The sequence below is a fragment of the Mucilaginibacter sp. genome (genome assembly GCF_025359345.1).
Taxonomy (GTDB): domain Bacteria; phylum Bacteroidota; class Bacteroidia; order Sphingobacteriales; family Sphingobacteriaceae; genus Mucilaginibacter.
In genome coordinates, this window is the sequence record NZ_JANYGQ010000002.1 from 1 (window position 1) to 19,316 (window position 19,316).

Consider the following 19,316-nt stretch of genomic DNA (forward strand, 5'->3'; position numbering starts at 1 on the left):
GGTGTTGCTGGTATCGATCATATTGATATTTACAAAGCTGATGTTTTGGCTGGTTTATTTGTGGGCGGTATGATACCTTTCATCTTCTCCGCCTTGTGTATCTCGGCAGTGGGCCGTGCCGCTATGGCCATGGTTGAAGAGGTTAGGCGCCAGTTCCGCGAAATACCGGGCATTATGGAGTACAAGGCAAAACCTGAGTACGAAAAATGCGTGGCTATATCGACCAAAGCATCTATCCGCGAGATGGTTGCACCGGGTCTTATTGCACTTATCACCCCGGTTATCATCGGCTTTGCATTCGGTCCCGAAGTATTGGGTGGCTTGCTGGCAGGTGTAACTGTATCAGGCGTGTTAATGGGTATCTTCCAGAGCAACGCAGGTGGTGCATGGGACAACGCCAAAAAATCATTCGAAAAAGGCTGTTTGATAAACGGCGAGATGTACTACAAAAAATCAGAACCGCACAAAGCTTCGGTAACTGGTGACACTGTAGGTGATCCATTCAAAGATACATCAGGTCCGTCGATGAACATCCTTATAAAACTGATGTCGATTGTTTCATTGGTTATTGCGCCACACCTGAATAACGGCCAGCGCCTTCAAAAAGAACAGCCGCAACATTCAGTGATAACACATGTTATTAAGGTTGATAAAAAGGCTTAATTTGCTATAGAATATTGAAAAGGGATGCTGTAAGGTGTCCCTTTTTTGTTTACGTTAATATCCGCCCCCCGCCGTTGTTGGTCTTGTGACCAACGACACGATGAAGCCCATGGTGTGTACTAAGCCAACATCACGGTAAAAGGGGATAAACCTCACCCGGCATAATGCGTCATTAACCCAAATTCATCAATGCCAGTTTCATAAAACTTCGCCGATGAATACTTATAGTCTTCTGGGTATTTAACTAATTGCCATTTATCCTGCAACGGGTTATTATGGATGTATTCCATTTTCTGCATAAATACTTTCTCACTCCAAAGGTCAATGCTCAAAGCATTTCGTTCCCAAAACTGGTACTCTCTGTCGCTGGTATTTACCCGGAAATCCTGTAGGCGAGAATCATTGGTGTCGGTTAACTTGAATTTCATTTGTTGCGCAGTGAATTTTAGAAAGCGCATTTGGATATTATCGCGTTTAAAACCGTCCTGTATTTGCCATATGAGGTGGATATGATTTGGCATTATCACAAAACTGTATATCTCAATGCTTTTTTCCTTCTTTAAAAACAATAAGCTATCGACGATAATGTTTTTAAACTCGTCTGCTTTTAACAAGGGTTTCCATTCCAATATAGTTGCGGTGAAAAATTGAGGATGATAATCGAAGTTTATTGCAGCCATTAGATCAGGTAATTAGGTTAATATGTAAGCAGGGTGAATTTATATGGTAGCCAAATATAGCATCTGTTTATAATATTCGACAGCTATTTTAGTCGCATAATCTTCCCACAATGATCCTCGTACTTGTTGGAGACAACTCCAACAAGGGCGTGAAGGGATGCTGTAAGGTGTCCCTTTTTGGTATAACCAAATATGCGAAAACCCCCATTTTAATTCTGAATTCAGCTTATCTTCCATTGTTACATTCCGTGCTTTATCTTTTCAATAAATTTAAGTACGTTTGGAAAACTGATTTACATTATTTAACAAACTGATCTTATTATTTAGAATATGAGTTTATTCGTAAAAAAATCTCTGTCACAATTAATGGCCACGCCTGAAGAAGGCGCGGGAGGCCTTAAACGGACGCTTGGCGCAGGTAACCTGGTTGCGCTGGGCATTGGTGCAATTATTGGCGCAGGCCTGTTTGTAAGGACTGCCGCCGCCGCAGGCGCACACGCAGGTCCTGCTGTAACCCTTTCGTTTATTGTTGCAGCAATTGGCTGTGCTTTCGCAGGCCTTTGCTATGCCGAATTTGCGTCTATTATCCCTATTGCAGGTAGCGCATACACTTATGCCTACGCAACTATGGGCGAAATTGTGGCCTGGATAATTGGCTGGGCACTGATACTGGAATATGCACTTGGTGCTGCTACGGTATCTATCAGTTGGAGTGAATATGCGAATAACCTGCTCGGGCATCGAATACCGTACGAGTGGTGCCACTCGCCAATGGAATCTGTTTTGGTAAACGGTCAGCACGTGAGCGGCATTATCAATATACCGGCACTGGTTATATTACTGTTACTGTCGTTATTGCTGATAAAAGGCACACAGGAATCTGCAACTGTTAACACCGTTATCGTAATTATAAAAGTATCAATTGTATTAGTGTTTATCGCTATAGGCTGGCAGTTCATCAACCCTGCTAACCATACACCATATCTTATCCCTGCTGATGCTCCTGCGGCAACTTTGCCCGATGGTTCTACCTATTCATACGCCGGATTTTTTAATCATGGCTGGGGTGGTGTACTTAGGGGTGCAGGTGTTGTGTTTTTTGCATTCATTGGTTTCGATGCAGTTTCTACTGCAGCACAGGAAGCGAAAAATCCTAAACGCGATATGCCGATAGGTATACTTGGTTCACTGGTTGTTTGTACAATCCTTTATATCCTTTTCTCATGGGTATTAACAGGTGTTGCACCATACCAGGATTTTATGCACGCAGGTAAAGAGGCTTCTGTAGCTTACGCTATCAGCCATTACATGCAGCATTATGCATGGCTGTCAACTTTAGTAACAGTTGCTATTTTGGCCGGTTTTTCGTCGGTAATATTAGTGATGTTGTTAGGGCAGTCGAGGGTGTTTTACACCATGGCTACCGACGGCTTACTACCAAAAGTATTCAGCGATTTACATCCAAAATACAGCACCCCATATAAAAGCAACATGATACTGTTTGTGTTTGTTGGCTTGTTTGCAGCGTTTTTACCCGAAAGTGTAGCCGGCGATTTAACATCAATTGGTACGTTGTTTGCGTTTGTGGTGGTTTGCGTTGGCGTGATGATACTCCGTAAAAAGAGCCCGGACCTGATAAGGCCGTTTAAAACGCCGCTTGTACCGCTTGTGCCTATTTTGGGTATGATAATTTGTGGAACTATGATAGCCAGCCTGGAAACCAGGACACAATTGAGTGCACTTGGCTGGATGGTATTAGGTTTGATAATCTACTTTACCTACAGCAAGAAAAACAGCAAGCTTGGCAATGCTTCCGAAATATTGCCATCGGCTACTGATTTTGAAAAGAAATAATTTACAGGCCGGGGCTTTTAAGCGTTGCGCTAAAAGCCCCGGTCATTGAAAAATTTAACCTAAATATTGAAAAGGTTCTGATTTATCGGAACCTTTTTTGTTACCTTGAATTTTTATTATAACACCGCCCAACCCCATTAATGAAAGCCGATAAAAACCTGTGGATATTAGTACTGGTATGTATTATTAACTCGCTCGGGCTCGGCATTATCATTCCTGTACTTTATAGTTACGGCAAAACATTCGGACTCAACGGCACTACGCTTGGGGCATTAATGGCCTCGTTTTCCATTGCCCAGTTTTTTGCCACCCCGGTCTTAGGTTCGCTGTCTGACAAGTGGGGACGAAAACCCCTGCTGGTCATCAGCCTGGCCGGCACTTGTATATCCTTTTTAATGTTTGCCGAAGCGGGAAGCTTGCTCATGCTTTTCGCAGCCCGTATACTTGATGGCTTAACAGGTGGTAATGTATCAGTAGCGCAAGCCATGGTAGCCGATACGGCAACTCCGCAAAACAGGGCAAGGCGGTTTGGCATCCTGGGTTCGTCGCTGGCGTTTGGTATTGTTATAGGGCCTTTTGTTGGCGGGGTGTTTACAAGGCTTAGCCCGCAGGCGCCTTTCTTTTTCGCTGCAGCATTATCATTGGTGGGCACGCTTTGCGCGGCGGTTTTTTTAAAAGAAACCAATCCATCCAGCAAAAAGACCAGGGCCAGGCACCACGAAAAATTCAAGTACAGCAGCCTCATTACTACGCTGAAACGGCCTACAATCGGTACAGCGGTTTTTATAGGCTTTTTGCTTACTATGGCTCAGCTTGCCATGGTTACCGGCTTCCAGACTTTCAGTGTTGATATTTTAAAGATATGGCCCACAGAAATAGGTTTATTTTTTGCCGGGTTTGGGCTTTGCGGTATTATTATGCAATTATGTGTACCGATGTTTACCAGGCTTGTCCCGTCAAAAGCTTTGATATTGATGCTGTCATCCATTTTGTGTTTCGCAGCAATGCTTTATTCGGGTTTTATTTCGTCTTTTGTGCCTTTCGCCATTTGTATGTGTGTTTATGGCCTGTTCAATGGCCTGCGCAATCCCATGCTTAACGCCATTATTGCTGATAATATTGATAAAGGTGAACAGGGTAAAATATTGGGTATCAACCAGGCCTACGCGTCTATCGGGCAAACACTTGGGCCCTTAACAGCGGGACTGGTAACTGTAATTTCCATACATAGCGTTTTCTTCTTATCTTCATTCTATATTTTAGCGGCATTTTTGCTGAGTTTCCGTTTAAAGAAAAAAGAGTAACCCTAAAACCCCTACGCTATGCATCCACTAATTTTCAGAGAGGTACTTTCTGTTACCATGATTTTGTTTGCCATTATCGATATCCTGGGGGCTATCCCCATTATTATCGATTTGCGCAGGCGCGTCGGGCATATCGAATCGGAAAAGGCTAGTATAGCCGTGCTGGTGTTAATGGTAGCGTTTTTATTCGGTGGCGAAGAATTATTGTCCGTTATTGGTCTTGATATTCAGTCATTCGCCATAGCAGGTTCGTTGGTAATATTTGTGGTAGCCATGGAAATGGTATTGGGGATAAAGGTTTTTAAAGAAGAAATGTCGACCACAGCATCCATTGTTCCTTTGGCTTTTCCTCTAATTGCCGGTGCCGGTACGATGACTACACTGCTATCCCTCAAATCACAATACCAAACCCAAAACATAGTAGTTGGCATCGTATTAAATACATTGTTTGTTTACCTGGTGCTAAAAAATGTAAAATGGCTGGAAAAGCTGTTGGGCGAAACCGGGGTGAACATACTGCGTAAAGCGTTTGGGGTTATTTTGTTGGCCATAGCGATTAAGCTGTTTAGGAGTAATACGCATTTGTAGAACCGTAAATCCTCATCCTATCGTCATTGCGAGGAACGAAGCAACCTCTACGCATGCAAATCAACGAAGTAAAAGCTTTGTGGCGACCTATCAGCCGCGTTTAGATAACCATAAACATTACGGTCCGTGAATGTCCTGTGTAGAGGTTGCTTCGTTCCTCGCAATGACGAGTGGGTAAAGTGGGTGTTCTACAAATTAATCAACTTATGATCCTTATTCCACCCGATCTTTAGCTTGCCGGTTTCATCATCCTTTGCTCTTATATGAAGCACTATTCCCCGGTTGCGCCTTTTGGCAAGCTTTACGGTATCGGTTATGCCGGCATCCTTACCCGGATTGCGTAATGGTACATCAAGCGTAATATCCGTCCCGTTTTTGAGGGCATAGGTACCTGCCACATCTGCATTCAATACGCTCGAGTTAAGCTGCATCGGGTTAATCACAATCTTTTCGCCAAGGATATCAAATTTGGCATCAAGCTTTGCGATCGTTATTTCCTTCAGGTTGCGGAAAGGGAATGCAAACTTCCCGATATTTATAAGCGGTTTATAATCCAGCAAAGCAGCATTTTGCAAATTGATATTAGCCACCCCAAATACCGAACCCGGCACAAGCTCACCTGCATTGCTAATCCTGCCGTTTACCTGTGTGCCGGCTGATAGGTAGCCCCTTAGGTTTTGGTAGGAAATCCCTTTCACCCCAAAGTTATCGAACGCATAAAAAAACTCGCGCACGTCAACATTGTTCACCATGGTATTTAAATTAAACCGGTTCTCTTTTTTGTCCTGGTAAATGTTGCCTTTCATCTTTAATGTCCCGCCGGCATGTTTTACGCTCACATTGCTCAGTTGTACCCCGTCTTCCGACAGGTGAAGGTCGGCAGTAGCATCAGTTGCCAGGAATTTGTTGAAATGAACGTTCGCTGCCCGCAGGTGAATTGATGCCTGCGCCCTGTCTAAAACTGTACCTAACTGATCTACCACGTTGCCGCTGTTTTTCCTGCGTTTAACCACTGCCGCATCCTGTTGCCTTGTGCCCAAAAAGCCGATAAACTCTTGAAGATATAACTGCGGACTTGTAATCTGCCAGTCTAAAACAAGCTTCTCTGGCGCATTATAATAAAGGTTCAGAAAATTATTTACCCGCCCCTTCATCAGCACTACGCTGCGACCGCTTTGCAGGCGGATATGGTCAAGCACCAGGTTTTCGCGGGTAATGTATAACGAAACCGAAGTGTTTTTAAAGGTAAGGTTGCGGGGTATGTAGTTGATATCTGCGTTTTTGATGTTGATGGCGCCGGTTATAATTGGTTTATTAATGCGATAATCCACAATGTCTGCTACGTACTGTAGCTGCATATTCGCTGTGCCTTTACTAAATTTTGCCACGCTGCCGCCCAAAAGATAATTCAAATCAGCCACTGGGAAATTAGACCTGAAATTGCCCGTGGCAATAGGTTTTTCCAGGTTGATAATACTGCCCGTATCAACGGCGAAAGGTAAGTGGTTGTAGCTTCCCGTGAAATTGGACAACCGTATAATCGAATTTGCATCGCCGAACCCCTTGCCATTGATGTGGTTATTGGTGAAGACGCCTTTAAAATTACAGTCGTTAATAATACTTCCGGGGATGGAAAGTTTGTTGTCGTTAGCAATTGCGGTGATATGCAACAAAGGATCGCCGCCAGCACTAAAGCTACCTGAAATATACGCGTTGACAGCAATTGGTTTGTCCAGGTTAAACATGTTCAGTTTTTCGGTTATATTGGGCGATACCAGCGAGGAAGCATGTCGCCACAAAAGCTGGTCGGCCGTAATATGAAATGTAAAGCCTGCAGGCTTTTTACCGGTAGCAAAGCGGGCAATTATATTGAAATCATCGCCGCCTATGGTGAAACCGCTGCTGGTAACGTTGATATCCCCTGTTTCGCTATTATAGCCGCCGGTTAATTTCCCTTCAACCACCTTGTTTTTTATAAAGCTGCCGTTCCGGGTGCTAAATGCCATGCTTTTGGCTGTTACTTTTAAATCGATGTTGGCATTCCAGCCACTATCCGGGTAATTCATTTTCCCGTTTAGCTTGTCGACAGCGAATTGAAACAGTTTTTTTGCCTTTTGGTCATCAACGGTAAAGCTCACTTGCTCCAGGCTAAACTTGCCGATACGGGTATTTGATTTGCCGGAGCTTTTGCTGCTATCTTTCGAACTGCTTTTTTTGAAAACAGAGGTATTGCTATAGCCCAGGCTATCTGTAAAAAGATCGATAGCCGCATTGCTGATAGTAACATGGTCGATACTAACACTGCCTTTTAGCAACGCGGCAGTATTTAATGATACATCAAAATTTTTGGTGCTTAACAGTGTATGATGGTGGGCTGCAAATTCCTTGTCGCGCAAGGTAACATTTTCAAGCTTCACCAATAGTGATGGGAAACTCTCGAAAAAAGAGGTGGTTACACTCCCCACTACTATTTTGCCATCAAGGTTTTTATTCAACTCGTCGGTTACCAGCGTTATGACTTTGGCCTTATGACTGGAAACATAAATCGATAGTCCCGCTAAAACTGCAATAAAAAACAGCAGGAGCGCACCCAATATCTTTAATGAAATTTTTAACCAGCGCGGCATGTTGTGAATTTAAGGTATAAAGGCGCAGTTTAACGAATTGTTTTGAGTTGAAGTATTTAAAACTTATAGGAATCAACAGGTTAGCTTCAAACCGATTGAAAATTCCCTTTAGGGATCAGGGGGCTAACAACCTCGCCACAAACATCGTGTCCGCCTTGTTCTCATATCCCTTAAGTGTAGTTTGCTCCTCCAGCTTTAATCCCAATTCCTTCACCATAAAGCTTACGATGTCCTCGTTCTCTGCTTTAAAAGCCGAGCAGGTAATATAAACCAAAGGCTTGCCGGGTTTAAGGTATTTAGCAACGTTGCGTACAATACCCTGTTGAAGCTTTTGAAAAAACTCGATGTTATAAGTTTCAAACTGGCTAATCATTTCAGGGGTGCGGCCCCAGGTGCCCGAGCCGCTGCAAGGGGCATCAAGGATGATACCGTCAAACTCGTAATCGTGTAAAATCAGCTCATTGTTTTGGGTAAGGTCGAGCAGTTTTTTCTGGTATTTAGTGATGCCCGCATGCTGGAAACGTTCATCAAGATTGGCCAGGATAGATTCGCGGATATCTGATACCACCAGCTTCACCGTAGGCTCCTGTGCATGCAGCAGCAGCGATTTGCCGCCCGATGCAGCGCAGGCATCCCACCAGCCATCCCATTTAGCGGGCTTAAAAAACTGCGCTGTTTGCTGCGAAGAAAAATCCTGCACCTCAAACCAGTGCTGGTTGGGGAAGAGTGCCTCTAACCGGGTTCCGTTAGGCAGCGATATGCAATTGTTTCCTTCGTCTTTAAAAACAACTTCTGCAGCAGTTAATACAATCTTTACTTGTTGTTCGTAGCCTTTATTTACCCTGATAAATAAATCGGGCTGTACAAAAAACGATTTTAAAAATGCATCCTTATTAATGCCTGGAGATAGCTGTTGTGTCCATGGAAACACATCTTCAAGCTTAAAAGCGGGGAACACCGTTTTAATAATGCCGATTTTTTCATCGGTACCGAACCCCATGCAGCCGGCCCAGTCGGGTTTAAAGTGTTGTATAAAAGAGTTAAGCTGGGTATTGCATAAAAACTCTGCTACAAACAGGCGTTCTTCCGGCGGCGTACCTGGCAGTGCCCTGCCAAGGCGGAAATAATTATACAGCAACCGGCCGGCAATCCGCCTGTCGGTTGAGCCCATTTGTTTGTTTTGCCGATAAAATCCGGGTAAAAATTTGCTTAGTGGCGTTTCTGCCGGATATTCATCCAAAATACGCTGAAACGTTTTAAGCTGGTTTATTGCCTTCATTCTATCTTTTTCAGCTCAAAATTAACGTATTTATAAATGCCAACGTGCGTATTTATCCATCCCAGGCCAGCTTTTTTCTGAAAATGGAAATTATTGTGCAAACCTGTAAAGTCACTTTCAGCCAAATTTCTCACATCACCGGTTGCCAGCAGGCGGCCAAGGTAAATACCTTCATCAAAACCCTTAATGGCGAAATCAGTAGGCTCGGTATGATATTCGTTTCGGTAGTAGCGGGCAAAGGCCATTATCCCAGGGTCTTTATAATTAATATGGTCAGACGAGGTGATATATGTATTTAACCGCTGCAAAAGGTCACCCTTTAAAAAAGTAAGGTTAACCCAGCTTGGGTGGCCAAACAGGGTAATGGGGTAGGTGCTGTTTAGCGAGTCGAGCCCGCGCAGGGTAACCGTTAAAAAATGCTGGTTGGTTGCCGGCATTATAAATACATTTTGCCCGCCGGCAGTAAGCTGTGGAATAAGCGCCCCCAGTTGCCCATGTATAACTGTAACATAAACTACCTGTATATGATTTTTGCTCAGGCTGTCGATTGTTTTTTTAAACGGAATGATGTAGTCGTTTTCTTCGCTGTAGCCAGATTTGAGAACGAACACCTTTTTAGGTTTCAGCCTATCATTAATATAGTGTGCAGCAGTCCATGCGTGATATTCAAGCGGCGGCATCATAGTAATCAGCCCGGCGCTCTTGATAGTAGCAGGGGCAGCGGGCGATAATGGTGAAACCACAGGCTGACGACTGTTAGGATAGGCGCTGGTGAATGCTTTAACATCTTCCGGGAATACCGGTCCTACAATCAAATCACTTGCCCTGATGGCAGGATTTAGGCCAAGGCTGTGCGCCTGTGCCTTCTCGCCTTTCGAATCAAACACCTGCAGTTTATAATTGTAGCCTAACCCGGTAAGCGAATCGAGCGCCATTTTAAAACCGCGGTAATAGTCAAGTGATATATCTGCTTCTTTTAAGGTAACCGTAGTATATGGAGAGCCGGCACGCAAATGGTCGAGACCGAAAGGCAATAGCAAAGCAATGTTTGATGCTTTTGCTTCTGCAGGTTTAGCCGCATTGGCGGGCTGCGGTTTCTCAACAAGCTTACCGGGTTCGTTTTTTTTAGGCTGTACAGCCACCGTCCGCACTTTTGGCGAACATGCGGCGGCAAATAGTCCTATTATTAAAAACGTTAACCACCTATTCCCACTCAATAGTTGCAGGCGGTTTTGAGCTGATATCATATACTACCCGGTTAATTCCTTTTACGTTATTGATAATTTCGTTACTGATTTTGGCCAGTAAATCGTACGGCAAATGGCACCAATCGGCGGTCATCCCGTCTAACGATTCAACAGCACGAAGGCAAATAACGTTCTCGTAAGTACGCTCATCGCCCATAACACCTACCGACTGTACCGGCAAAAATATGGCGCCGGCCTGCCAAACTTTATCATAAACACCGGCAGCCCGCAAATTGTTGATATAAATCGCATCGGCTTCCTGTAAAATTGCAACTTTTTCCGGTGTGACGTCGCCTAATATCCTGATAGCCAGACCGGGGCCTGGGAAAGGGTGACGGCCTAAAATATTCGGATCGATGCCTAAAGCCTTGCCAACACGCCTTACTTCGTCTTTAAACAAGGTATTCAAAGGCTCAACTACTTTCAATTTCATGAAATCGGGCAGGCCGCCAACGTTGTGGTGCGATTTAATGGTAGCCGATGGCCCCTTAATGGAAACCGACTCGATAATATCAGGATAGATGGTACCCTGGCCAAGCCATTTTACATCCTGTACTTTGTGCGCCTCGTCATCAAATACCTCGATAAATACACGGCCTATAGCTTTGCGTTTTTTCTCCGGGTCGGAGAGTCCGGCAAGGGCGTCATAAAAGCGTTGTTTGGCATCTACGCCGATAACGTTCAAGCCCATGTGCTGGTAAGAGTCGAGCACAGATTGGAATTCGTTCTTCCGTAATAAACCGTTATCAACAAACACGCAATGCAGGTTTTTGCCGATGGCATGGTGCAGCAATACCGCGGCAACAGATGAATCAACCCCGCCTGAAAGGCCGAGAACAACTTTATCGTCACCAAGCTTTTCTTTAAGAGCCGCGATGGTGGTTTCAACAAACGAATCTGGTGTCCAGTCCTGCTTGCAGCCACAGATATCAACTAAAAAGTTAAACAGTAATTGCTTGCCGTCGGTACTGTGGGTAACTTCAGGGTGAAACTGTATAGCATAAGTTTGTGTACCGGTAACCTGGTAGGCTGCAACTTCTACGGTATCGGTGCTGGCAATAACTTCAAAATTGGGAGCAATGCTGGCAATAGTATCCGCATGTGACATCCAAACTTGCGAACCCGGTAAAATCAGCTTAAACAATGGATTATGCTCACTGATGTACTGCAGGTTGGCGCGGCCATATTCGCGGGTACTTGAGGGCAATACTTCGCCGCCGTGGAAATGCGCAATATACTGAGCACCGTAGCAAACGCCAAGTATAGGCAGCTTACCGTGATACTTTTCAAAATCAAAACCGGGCGGGTTTTCCTGCCTTACCGAATACGGGCTTCCTGAAAGGATAATGCCTTTTACACTGCTGTCAACTTCGGGAAAATGGTTGAATGGGTGGATCTCGCAGTAGATGTTGAGCTCCCTGACACGGCGCGCAATGAGTTGAGTAAACTGCGAGCCAAAGTCAAGAATGAGGATTTTTTCTTGCATGGGCAAAGATAGGATTTTGATTTCGGATTTCGGAATTTCGATTTCGGATTTTTGGAATTTTCGATATCTTGATCTTGTACCTGGAATCGGCTGCGGGGACACAGCCGACTGTTTTAAGTTGAGTGCAAAGTTGTAAATTGCACTGCTATGCTCGACACCATCAAACAAAAGCTTCTTGAACTTGAAGCAGACAAAGACATCCGCATACTGTACGCCTGCGAATCGGGCAGCAGGGCATGGGGCTTTCCGTCGCCGGACAGTGATTATGACGTGCGCTTTATTTACGCCAGGCCTGTTGACGATTATCTTAAAATAAATGAAATAAGAGATGTAATTGATTTACCCGTTAACGAGGTTCTCGATATCGGCGGCTGGGATATCCGAAAAGTGTTAAAGCTGTTTTTAAAATCAAACGGTGCTTTGTACGAGTGGCTGCAATCGCCCATAGTGTACCGCGACGACCATGGCTTTGCGGAAGAATTGAGGCAGCTGATGCCCAAATATTTTTCGTTGCGCGCTTGTGGTAACCATTACCTTGCTATGGCATTAAACACACTCCATAATGATTTGCAAGGCGAACAGCTTAAACTGAAACGTTATTTTTATGCGTTGCGGTCGGCGTTGGCTTGTAAGTGGATAATCGAGCGCCAAACAGTGCCACCAATGGAATTTAATTTGCTAAGGGTGTTGGTTGATGACCTTAAATTTCAGCAAGCTGTTGTCGGGCTACTCGAAATAAAGCAGGTAAGCAACGAAAAAACATTAGTTGGGCCCAATGCCGTTTTGAGCGATTGGTTGAAAACAACACTCGATAATTGTAAAGAGACGATAGGCACGGTTGCGTCAAACCATCAACAAACTGATGAACTGGATGCTATATTCAGAAAATATATTTTACAATGACCTATCCGCAACTTTTGCTGCAACGGCAATTTATCCTGCTGGATTGTATCAGCGGCAGCCAGGCCTATAATCTCAATTTGCCTCATTCGGACGTGGATAAAAAAGGAATTTTTATTTTACCACAAGCTGAATTATATGGTTTTGACTACCAGGAGCAAGTAGCTAATGAAAGCAACGATGAAGTATATTTTGAGATAAAGCGTTTTTTGGAGTTGCTGACAAAAAACAACCCCAACATACTGGAATTACTGAATACACCGGCGAATTGTGTTGTATACCGCCACCCCTTGATGGATTTAATAAGGCCGGAAGATTTTTTGTCAAAACTTTGCCTCGATACTTTCGCCGGTTATGCACAAACCCAAATTAAGAAGGCGAAAGGACTCAACAAAAAAATTAATAAACCGGTAGATAAAGCGCGAAAATCTGTTTTGGATTTCTGCTATGTTATTTACAAAAGTGGCAGCATGCCTTTAAATGTATGGCTGACGGAAAACAATTTAGAGCAGCAACAATGCGGGTTAGTAAATCTCGACCATTTTAGAAATGTTTACCTTTTATACAGCGAAAAGCAGCTGACCGATGGAAAATGGTTTAGGGGTATAGTATCCAGCGATGAGGCCGACGACGTACAACTAAGTTCGGTTCCGGCAGGTATTGAGCCACTCGCAACCATCACCTTTAATAAAGACGGGTACTCAACCTATTGCAAAGAATATAAAGAATATATACAATGGGAAGAACAACGTAACCAGGTGCGTTATGAAAGCACCTTGTCGCACGGTAAAAGCTACGACGCCAAAAATATGATGCATACTTTCAGGTTGTTGAATATGGCAGAGGAAATTGCGCTTTATAAACAGGTAAAAGTATACCGTGATGACCGCGAGTTTTTGCTGGAAATACGAAGTGGCAAATTTGAATTTGATGCACTTATGCAAATGGTTGAGGAAAAAATGGAACGAATAAAGAAACTGTACGAAGAATCAGATTTACCCAACCAACCTGACGTTAAAAAAGCAGAACATATTTTAATACAGATACGGGAAGAATTTTATTGATTTATGACCTACTACCACCAACAAGTCAAATTCCTCCACAAAAATCTTTATCCCAAAGAGTATTTACTCGCGCAGGTTATCCGCTCAAAAAAGTTTATTGATACCAACTTTACGAAAAGCATCAATCTTGATGATATTGCCGGCGAGGCATTTATTTCCAAATTCCACTTTATAAGGTTGTACAAAACATATTATGGCATAACACCGCACCAGCATTTAAAACGGGTTAGGGTGGCTGCTGCTAAAGAGTTGTTAAGGTCGGGCATGCCGGTTGCGGCTGTTTGTTACGAGGTTGGTTTTGAAAGTGTGCCATCGTTTACGAGGTTATTCAAAACCTTAACCGGAACAACGCCTTTCGCCTGGCAAATAAAGCCGAGATAAAAGCAATATTGGATAATACCTCTCACAAATAATTACTCAAATTTGTGTCGTAACGATGGACAACATCGACCATTAAAAACAAAAACACAAATAAAATGAAGGTAAAACTATGCAGCGTAACGGTTACCGACCAGGATAAAGCGCTTAAATTTTATACAGAAATATTAGGCTTTGTTAAAAAAACGGAAATTCCGATGGGTGAGCACAAATGGCTCACCGTAGTATCAAAGGAAGAGCAGGACGGCTGCGAATTGGTATTGGAACCACTGGGCTTTGAGCCGGCCAAAGTGTACCAAAAGGAATTGTTCGCTGCCGGCATCCCGGCTACGGCATTCCAGGTAGACGATACTCAAAAGGAATACGAAAGACTGCTAGGACTGGGTGTCAAATTTAGCATGCAACCAACTCAAATGGGGCCGGTTATTTTAGCCGTGTTTGACGACACTTGTGGCAATAATTTGCAGATTTACCAGGTGTAGTTTAGATTTGACAACCTTTTTAAAATTGTCAAATCTCTAAACACAATGCCACTAACCACGCGCCTTGCCACTCTAAAGGACATCCCCCAATTAAATGAATTGATAGCGCTGTCGGTACGTGGCTTGAGCACCGAATATTACACCCCCAATCAAATAGAAAGCGCCATTAAGTACATTTTTGGTATTGATACCCAGTTGATAATAGATGGAACTTATTACATCGCCGAAAAAGACGGTGTACTGGTTGGCTGTGGTGGCTGGAGCAAACGCAACACCCTTTATGGCGGCGACCAGCATAAAGATATAGAAGATCCATTGCTCAACCCTGCAACAGATGCCGCCCGCATCCGTGCCTTTTTTGTTCATCCCGGCTACGCCCGGCAGGGAATAGGCCGGGTGATTATGAATGTTTGCGAGGACGCTGCAAAAAGCAATGGCTTTACCACTTTTGAATTGGGTGCAACCTTGCCCGGGGTGCCATTGTATGAAGTGATGGGGTACCATGCAATCGAACGAATCGATGCGCCTTTAGCTGATGGCGAAATTTTAGGAATTGTAAAGATGAAGAAAGGATAGAAACGCTGCGATGTTTTGCTACGTTTTCTATCCTCGCGATAAAAAACTAAAATCCTGCAGATGCGAAGCATTGAGTTAGTAGATAAATACGCTTAAAAATTAAGCCCGACATTTATCTGCGATACACTGTTTCTTAATGCTGCATCCGTATTGTTTTTAACTATATCACTCGCGCCACCTTGTCCGTTAATTTCAATAAACAGCCTGGTATGTGGTGCCACAGGAAATTTTATGCCAATGCCGGCGGCTAATCCACCATCCACTGTATTAAACAAAGCTTTTGCATCATCGGCGCTGGCAGAAAGTTTAGCATTTATCAATATGCCAACGTAAGGGCCAAAATTCAAATACCAGTTTCGGGTCCTTCCAAAATGCCAGTTAGCCATTACTGGGATAGTTATATAGTCCAGCTTATAGTTCGTGGAAAAAGATGGACCATTCCCGTAGCCTATAGAGCCATCATTCCAGCCTTTTTGCTCATATGATAATTTAACTTTAACTCCCCATCGGTCTGAAAAATAATATTCACCCGAAACGCCCGCATTAAAGCCTGTGCGGTATGATGTGTTGGTGTATTGATTGGTTGTAACGGTGGCGCCATTAAGGCCGATATTAACGCCAAACTCGGTATTGCCCTTTGTTTGTGCAAGCGCCGTTGTACAAATAGCCGATACAATAAGTAGAGTGATAAAGATTTTCTGCATAATATGGTTTCTAATTCGCGCAAAGGTATTGTTTATGTGGAGAGTAGTGCTTAAAATGGAGAATAACGTTTACCGGTACCGCATTTATTAAAATTAAACAGGTAAAAAGAATAGCAGCACATTAATTACGTTAGAAGTTAGAATATTATATTTGGAAACAACCATCGGTCATGCTAAAAAAAATATACCTCTTCTTATTTGTTGTATTGATGAGCTTTGTTGCGAAAGCACAATCGGCTGACTCGGTGTACAGCAGGTACCTGGATTTTAACCTTGCTCGTTTCCAGGGCGAAACTGAGAAGCTGCTCGGCCTTGGTGAAGCCATATTACCTGCTGCCGATAAGCTGCCCGAAAAAACGCGCATAAACTTTTACTTTGCAATAGGCCAGGTTTACGAGAATAATGATCAGCCGCAAAAAGCGCTTGGTTATTACGAAAAAGTTGCAGCTGCAGTGCCCGATTATTATGTGGTGCACCGGGGCATCGGCTACATTTACCTGGCTCAGGCCAAAGAAATAAAGGATAAGTTAAACGCATCATCCGATGTCGGGTTGACTGAAAAACTAAAGGGGGACTACGAAACAGCAGCCCGTAAAGCATTACCTCATCTTGAAAAAGCCCAAGCTTGCGACCCCAGCGACGAAACCCTCGATGAAATAAAGTCCCTTTATCAAAATTTGAAAGATACCGAAGGGCTAAATACGTTAAATGTCCGTTTGAAAGAACTGTCTAAGCATTGTATTGATTTATTGGAGGATAAGTAGTTCTCCACCACGTAATTGCAACGACGCACGGGTGGTTTGCACCTTTATATCTTTGCTGACTATGCCGACTGTTGCACTTCCTCAAGCTTTATCTGCCGCTGCCGGCTTCATCGTTTTCATGGTCGACCTTTTCTCATCCTGTCCGCTGCCCAGGAGGTAGCCCCATGGTTTAAGGCTTTCAACGCGGTCGAATATGATTTTAAAGATGGCTATTATTGGTATAGATAGAAACATACCCGACAAGCCCCAAATCATTTCGCCTAAAATTATACCTAAAAATGTTATTAAAGCATTCAATTTGACTTTTGAGCCTACAATAGTGGGTAACAAAACATTTGAATCGACAATATGGATGCCCAGTACCGAAAGCGCTACAAACGCGGCCGAATTAACGCCGCTGGTAGCAAAAGTTATGAGGGTGCTTAAAAACAGCGCCGTAAAAATCCCCAAATAGGGTATTAGGTTAAATAGTGCCACAACGATGCCGAGTAGTACGGCATATTTAACGCCAATTATCCAAAATAGCGTACAAGCCAGGCAGGCAACAACAAACATTTCAAGCAGCAGGCCTAAAATGTATTGCCGCAGTATACTTTGTATGTTTTGAACAATATCGCGCACAACAGCCTCATAATTATCGGTAAATACCCATACGATAAAATTTATAAGCAGGGTGCGGTAAAGCAATATAAAGAAGGTAAAGATGAGTATGAACAGGTAAAAAAGTACAAGCGATGATAAGGCCCCGAACGTAGTACCTATTACCTCAGTGCCTGATGCCATTATTTTTTGCTGTGTACTATGCAAATAATTCATTTGTTTAGCTGCATTTATTTGAAAGGCCTTTTGCACCCACTCGGAAAGGTCGTCGAGCGATTGGCTTACCTGACCTTTAAGTTGCGGCCAGTCACTAGCAAGGTTTGATATTTGCGACCCAACCAGGTAGAGCACGATACTAATGAATGCCAGCATCAAAAGAATGGCAACCAGGGAAGCGATGGCGCGCGGTAACCGCAATTTTCTCTCCAAAAAACTGGCAGTTGGGTAAAGCAGGATGGCGAATAAAAAGCCAAAAATTAAAGGGTCGAGCACCTCTTTGCCCTGGATGATGATATAACCAAGCGACAACAGGCCAATAAGAACCAGCGATAATCTTTCGTAAAATGGGTGTGCGGGTGTTTTTGCCGGCATAGTCAGGGGATGTTAAGTAGACGTATCAACGCAATAATAGTTTATTGGTTTGAAGATAGGGATAATTGAATAATAATATTTTTTTATCCGTGATTTTGTAGAGATGCAGCACTTCGCGTCGTTGGACGCTGTTTTCAATGATACATTATTTGGCAGGCATTTTGCTTTATACCTAAATTATTTACCTATTATAAAAATACGTCATGGCAAAATATTCAGAAAAAGCAGGAGAAAAAGTTGAAAAAACCATGCACGAAATGAATGAAGGCAAACTTAAAAGCGGCAGCGGCCAAAAAGTAACCAGTAAAAAACAAGCTATCGCAATAGGTTTGTCTGAAGCACGTAAAGAAGGGGCGAAAGTGCCGAAGAAGAAAGGGTAAGTTTTAAAAACATTCTCATTGCGAGGGACGAAGCAATCGCGAACTATGCAGATCTACCCTGTAAAGTTCGCGATTGCCGCGCTTCCCGAAATAAATTCGGGACAGGCTGTTCCTCGCTCGCAATGACAAAAATGATCAGTTACTTTCCCGTAAACGCGTCCAAAATATCCATTAGCAGAATGGCCTCATCAATTGAACAAGGGTTTGGCCCTTCACCATTAAAATAAGCAACAATCTTTTCAATCATCGGATGTTGGATGTTTTCGGGATGTGTGAAATTAAGCGTTTGCTCATCGTCATCCGTTTTCCAGTTGATGAAAGTGCCAAAAAACGGGAAGGTGATTTTTCCTTTTGTGCCAACTATTTCACAGGAATCGGTTATCTGGTTTTCTGCAACATTAAAGCACCACGAACCATTTACAACCACGCCGTTTTTAAACAATATTTGCCCGCTCACATGGTCATCGGCCGGGGTATTGCCGCCCTGGTTAAGTGAGAAGCCAAAGTACCTCTCCGGTTCGCCAAAATACAACAGCATTAAATCAAGTTGGTGGGGGGCAAGGTCGTGAAAATAGCCGCCGCCTGATAGCTCCGGGTGCACCCGCCAGTTGCTCACTACATCAACCGCCGAGCCAGGCCGGTGGCTTTTCCACATCCGTATTTGCACGGTGCGCACATCGCCAATCAGCTTGCTTTCCAGCAATTGCTTCACCTTTAAAAACATCGGCAACCCACGGCGGTAGTGTGCAACCGTTAACTTCTGGTTAGGGTGCTGTTTTACTGCTTCGGCAATTTGCCGGGCTTCGGCGGCGTTGCGGGTAACAGGTTTTTCAACATAAACATTGAATCCTTTACCAAGTGCAGTTATGGCATAGGGAGTATGCGAGGCAGGAGGAGTGGCAATGTAAATCGCATTAATGCGGTTATCGGCCATCAATTCATCGGCATCGCTGTACCAGGTGCCAACACCGTGGCGTTGCGCATAATCCGCTGCTTTTTCGGCATCGCGGCGCATAACTGCTACAAGGCTGCTGTTTGCTACTTTGTTAAACGCCGGCCCGCTTTTTTTTTCGGTTACGTTGCCGCAGCCTATAATTCCCCAGTTTACTTTAGACATATCATTGTGAGAAGAATCAAGAAATCAAGAGT

The 19,316-nt window shown here is 43.8% G+C and carries 19 protein-coding genes; 11 read left to right on the forward strand and 8 right to left on the reverse strand.

Features of this window, described 5'->3' with window-relative positions:
• Positions 1-663 (forward strand): sodium/proton-translocating pyrophosphatase (locus tag Q0R52_RS00640; RefSeq protein ID WP_295790908.1); only part of this gene is annotated, 663 nt, incomplete at its 5' end.
• A 152-nt stretch (positions 664-815) separates the two neighbouring features.
• Here the strand turns inward: Q0R52_RS00640 and Q0R52_RS00645 are convergent.
• Positions 816-1,343, reverse strand: a complete 528-nt coding sequence (locus Q0R52_RS00645) for a transposase (protein ID WP_295790911.1) — start codon at positions 1,341-1,343, stop codon at positions 816-818.
• A 330-nt stretch (positions 1,344-1,673) separates the two neighbouring features.
• Here Q0R52_RS00645 and Q0R52_RS00650 point away from each other — a divergent pair, with 330 nt between their 5' ends.
• The 3 genes from Q0R52_RS00650 to Q0R52_RS00660 all read left to right on the forward strand — a co-directional run bounded on the left by Q0R52_RS00650 (position 1,674) and on the right by Q0R52_RS00660 (position 5,089).
• On the forward strand, positions 1,674-3,197 hold the full coding sequence (locus tag Q0R52_RS00650; protein WP_295790912.1) for an amino acid permease: 1,524 nt from the start codon (positions 1,674-1,676) through the stop codon (positions 3,195-3,197).
• Positions 3,198-3,337: 140 nt separating this feature from the next.
• Positions 3,338-4,501 carry an MFS transporter gene (locus Q0R52_RS00655; RefSeq protein ID WP_295790914.1) on the forward strand — a complete coding sequence of 388 codons (1,164 nt, stop codon included), beginning with the start codon at positions 3,338-3,340 and terminating at the stop codon, positions 4,499-4,501.
• A gap of 18 nt (positions 4,502-4,519) precedes the next feature.
• Complete coding sequence (locus Q0R52_RS00660; protein ID WP_252792679.1) at positions 4,520-5,089, forward strand: MarC family protein; 570 nt, start codon at positions 4,520-4,522, stop codon at positions 5,087-5,089.
• Between the two features lie 188 nt (positions 5,090-5,277).
• Here the strand turns inward: Q0R52_RS00660 and Q0R52_RS00665 are convergent, their stop codons facing one another.
• The 4 genes from Q0R52_RS00665 to guaA form a co-directional block, all read right to left on the reverse strand.
• Positions 5,278-7,716 carry an AsmA family protein gene (locus Q0R52_RS00665; protein ID WP_295790918.1) on the reverse strand — a complete coding sequence of 813 codons (2,439 nt, stop codon included), beginning with the start codon at positions 7,714-7,716 and terminating at the stop codon, positions 5,278-5,280.
• Positions 7,717-7,831: 115 nt separating this feature from the next.
• Complete coding sequence (locus Q0R52_RS00670) at positions 7,832-8,995, reverse strand: RsmB/NOP family class I SAM-dependent RNA methyltransferase (RefSeq protein WP_295790921.1); 1,164 nt, start codon at positions 8,993-8,995, stop codon at positions 7,832-7,834.
• On the reverse strand, positions 8,992-10,242 hold the full coding sequence (locus tag Q0R52_RS00675) for an ABC transporter substrate-binding protein (protein ID WP_295790923.1): 1,251 nt from the start codon (positions 10,240-10,242) through the stop codon (positions 8,992-8,994). Before Q0R52_RS00675 ends, Q0R52_RS00670 begins: the two co-directional genes overlap by 4 nt.
• Positions 10,199-11,728, reverse strand: coding sequence for a glutamine-hydrolyzing GMP synthase (gene guaA / locus Q0R52_RS00680; RefSeq protein WP_295790926.1), 1,530 nt, complete (start codon positions 11,726-11,728; stop codon positions 10,199-10,201). Before guaA ends, Q0R52_RS00675 begins: the two co-directional genes overlap by 44 nt.
• Positions 11,729-11,875: 147 nt before the next feature.
• Here guaA and Q0R52_RS00685 point away from each other — a divergent pair, with 147 nt between their 5' ends.
• The 5 genes from Q0R52_RS00685 to Q0R52_RS00705 all read left to right on the forward strand — a co-directional run bounded on the left by Q0R52_RS00685 (position 11,876) and on the right by Q0R52_RS00705 (position 15,128).
• The gene (locus Q0R52_RS00685) at positions 11,876-12,631 is read left to right on the forward strand and encodes a nucleotidyltransferase domain-containing protein (protein ID WP_295790927.1); all 756 of its coding nucleotides are present in this window, start codon (positions 11,876-11,878) and stop codon (positions 12,629-12,631) included.
• Positions 12,628-13,692, forward strand: coding sequence for a nucleotidyltransferase domain-containing protein (locus tag Q0R52_RS00690; protein ID WP_295790929.1), 1,065 nt, complete (start codon positions 12,628-12,630; stop codon positions 13,690-13,692). The genes Q0R52_RS00685 and Q0R52_RS00690 overlap by 4 nt, the downstream gene beginning before the upstream one ends.
• A gap of 3 nt (positions 13,693-13,695) precedes the next feature.
• Complete coding sequence (locus tag Q0R52_RS00695) at positions 13,696-14,073, forward strand: AraC family transcriptional regulator (protein WP_295790930.1); 378 nt, start codon at positions 13,696-13,698, stop codon at positions 14,071-14,073.
• Positions 14,074-14,168: 95 nt separating this feature from the next.
• Positions 14,169-14,552, forward strand: a complete 384-nt coding sequence (locus tag Q0R52_RS00700) for a VOC family protein (protein WP_295790933.1) — start codon at positions 14,169-14,171, stop codon at positions 14,550-14,552.
• Positions 14,553-14,597: 45 nt separating this feature from the next.
• On the forward strand, positions 14,598-15,128 hold the full coding sequence (locus tag Q0R52_RS00705; RefSeq protein WP_295790935.1) for a GNAT family N-acetyltransferase: 531 nt from the start codon (positions 14,598-14,600) through the stop codon (positions 15,126-15,128).
• Between the two features lie 92 nt (positions 15,129-15,220).
• On the opposite strand, the gene Q0R52_RS00710 is transcribed toward Q0R52_RS00705, so the two are convergent.
• The gene (locus Q0R52_RS00710; protein WP_295790938.1) at positions 15,221-15,832 is read right to left on the reverse strand and encodes a porin family protein; all 612 of its coding nucleotides are present in this window, start codon (positions 15,830-15,832) and stop codon (positions 15,221-15,223) included.
• 170 nt (positions 15,833-16,002) lie between these two features.
• Here Q0R52_RS00710 and Q0R52_RS00715 point away from each other — a divergent pair, with 170 nt between their 5' ends.
• Complete coding sequence (locus Q0R52_RS00715; protein WP_295790940.1) at positions 16,003-16,596, forward strand: hypothetical protein; 594 nt, start codon at positions 16,003-16,005, stop codon at positions 16,594-16,596.
• An 81-nt stretch (positions 16,597-16,677) separates the two neighbouring features.
• Here Q0R52_RS00715 and Q0R52_RS00720 read toward each other — a convergent pair whose 3' ends face one another.
• Positions 16,678-17,787: an AI-2E family transporter gene (locus Q0R52_RS00720; protein ID WP_295790942.1), complete on the reverse strand. Its 1,110-nt coding sequence runs from the start codon at positions 17,785-17,787 to the stop codon at positions 16,678-16,680.
• Between the two features lie 203 nt (positions 17,788-17,990).
• Here Q0R52_RS00720 and Q0R52_RS00725 point away from each other — a divergent pair, with 203 nt between their 5' ends.
• Positions 17,991-18,167, forward strand: coding sequence for a DUF6496 domain-containing protein (locus Q0R52_RS00725; protein WP_295790948.1), 177 nt, complete (start codon positions 17,991-17,993; stop codon positions 18,165-18,167).
• A 139-nt stretch (positions 18,168-18,306) separates the two neighbouring features.
• On the opposite strand, the gene Q0R52_RS00730 is transcribed toward Q0R52_RS00725, so the two are convergent.
• Complete coding sequence (locus Q0R52_RS00730; RefSeq protein ID WP_295790951.1) at positions 18,307-19,284, reverse strand: Gfo/Idh/MocA family oxidoreductase; 978 nt, start codon at positions 19,282-19,284, stop codon at positions 18,307-18,309.
• Between the last annotated feature and the right edge of the window lie 32 nt (positions 19,285-19,316).

Bases quoted from the DNA above. Each gene is read 5' to 3' on its own strand.
- Q0R52_RS00665 (WP_295790918.1), bottom strand. From the start codon at position 7,716: ATGCCGCGCTGGTTAAAAATTTCATTAAAGATATTGGGTGCGCTCCTG.
- Q0R52_RS00730 (WP_295790951.1), bottom strand. From the start codon at position 19,284: ATGTCTAAAGTAAACTGGGGAATTATAGGCTGCGGCAACGTAACCGAA.
- Q0R52_RS00660 (WP_252792679.1), top strand. From the start codon at position 4,520: ATGCATCCACTAATTTTCAGAGAGGTACTTTCTGTTACCATGATTTTG.
- Q0R52_RS00715 (WP_295790940.1), top strand. From the start codon at position 16,003: ATGCTAAAAAAAATATACCTCTTCTTATTTGTTGTATTGATGAGCTTT.
- Q0R52_RS00725 (WP_295790948.1), top strand. From the start codon at position 17,991: ATGGCAAAATATTCAGAAAAAGCAGGAGAAAAAGTTGAAAAAACCATG.
- Q0R52_RS00720 (WP_295790942.1), bottom strand. From the start codon at position 17,787: ATGCCGGCAAAAACACCCGCACACCCATTTTACGAAAGATTATCGCTG.
- Q0R52_RS00695 (WP_295790930.1), top strand. From the start codon at position 13,696: ATGACCTACTACCACCAACAAGTCAAATTCCTCCACAAAAATCTTTAT.
- guaA (WP_295790926.1), bottom strand. From the start codon at position 11,728: ATGCAAGAAAAAATCCTCATTCTTGACTTTGGCTCGCAGTTTACTCAA.
- Q0R52_RS00685 (WP_295790927.1), top strand. From the start codon at position 11,876: ATGCTCGACACCATCAAACAAAAGCTTCTTGAACTTGAAGCAGACAAA.
- Q0R52_RS00700 (WP_295790933.1), top strand. From the start codon at position 14,169: ATGAAGGTAAAACTATGCAGCGTAACGGTTACCGACCAGGATAAAGCG.
- Q0R52_RS00705 (WP_295790935.1), top strand. From the start codon at position 14,598: ATGCCACTAACCACGCGCCTTGCCACTCTAAAGGACATCCCCCAATTA.
- Q0R52_RS00710 (WP_295790938.1), bottom strand. From the start codon at position 15,832: ATGCAGAAAATCTTTATCACTCTACTTATTGTATCGGCTATTTGTACA.
- Q0R52_RS00645 (WP_295790911.1), bottom strand. From the start codon at position 1,343: ATGGCTGCAATAAACTTCGATTATCATCCTCAATTTTTCACCGCAACT.
- Q0R52_RS00670 (WP_295790921.1), bottom strand. From the start codon at position 8,995: ATGAAGGCAATAAACCAGCTTAAAACGTTTCAGCGTATTTTGGATGAA.
- Q0R52_RS00675 (WP_295790923.1), bottom strand. From the start codon at position 10,242: ATGATATCAGCTCAAAACCGCCTGCAACTATTGAGTGGGAATAGGTGG.
- Q0R52_RS00655 (WP_295790914.1), top strand. From the start codon at position 3,338: ATGAAAGCCGATAAAAACCTGTGGATATTAGTACTGGTATGTATTATT.
- Q0R52_RS00690 (WP_295790929.1), top strand. From the start codon at position 12,628: ATGACCTATCCGCAACTTTTGCTGCAACGGCAATTTATCCTGCTGGAT.
- Q0R52_RS00650 (WP_295790912.1), top strand. From the start codon at position 1,674: ATGAGTTTATTCGTAAAAAAATCTCTGTCACAATTAATGGCCACGCCT.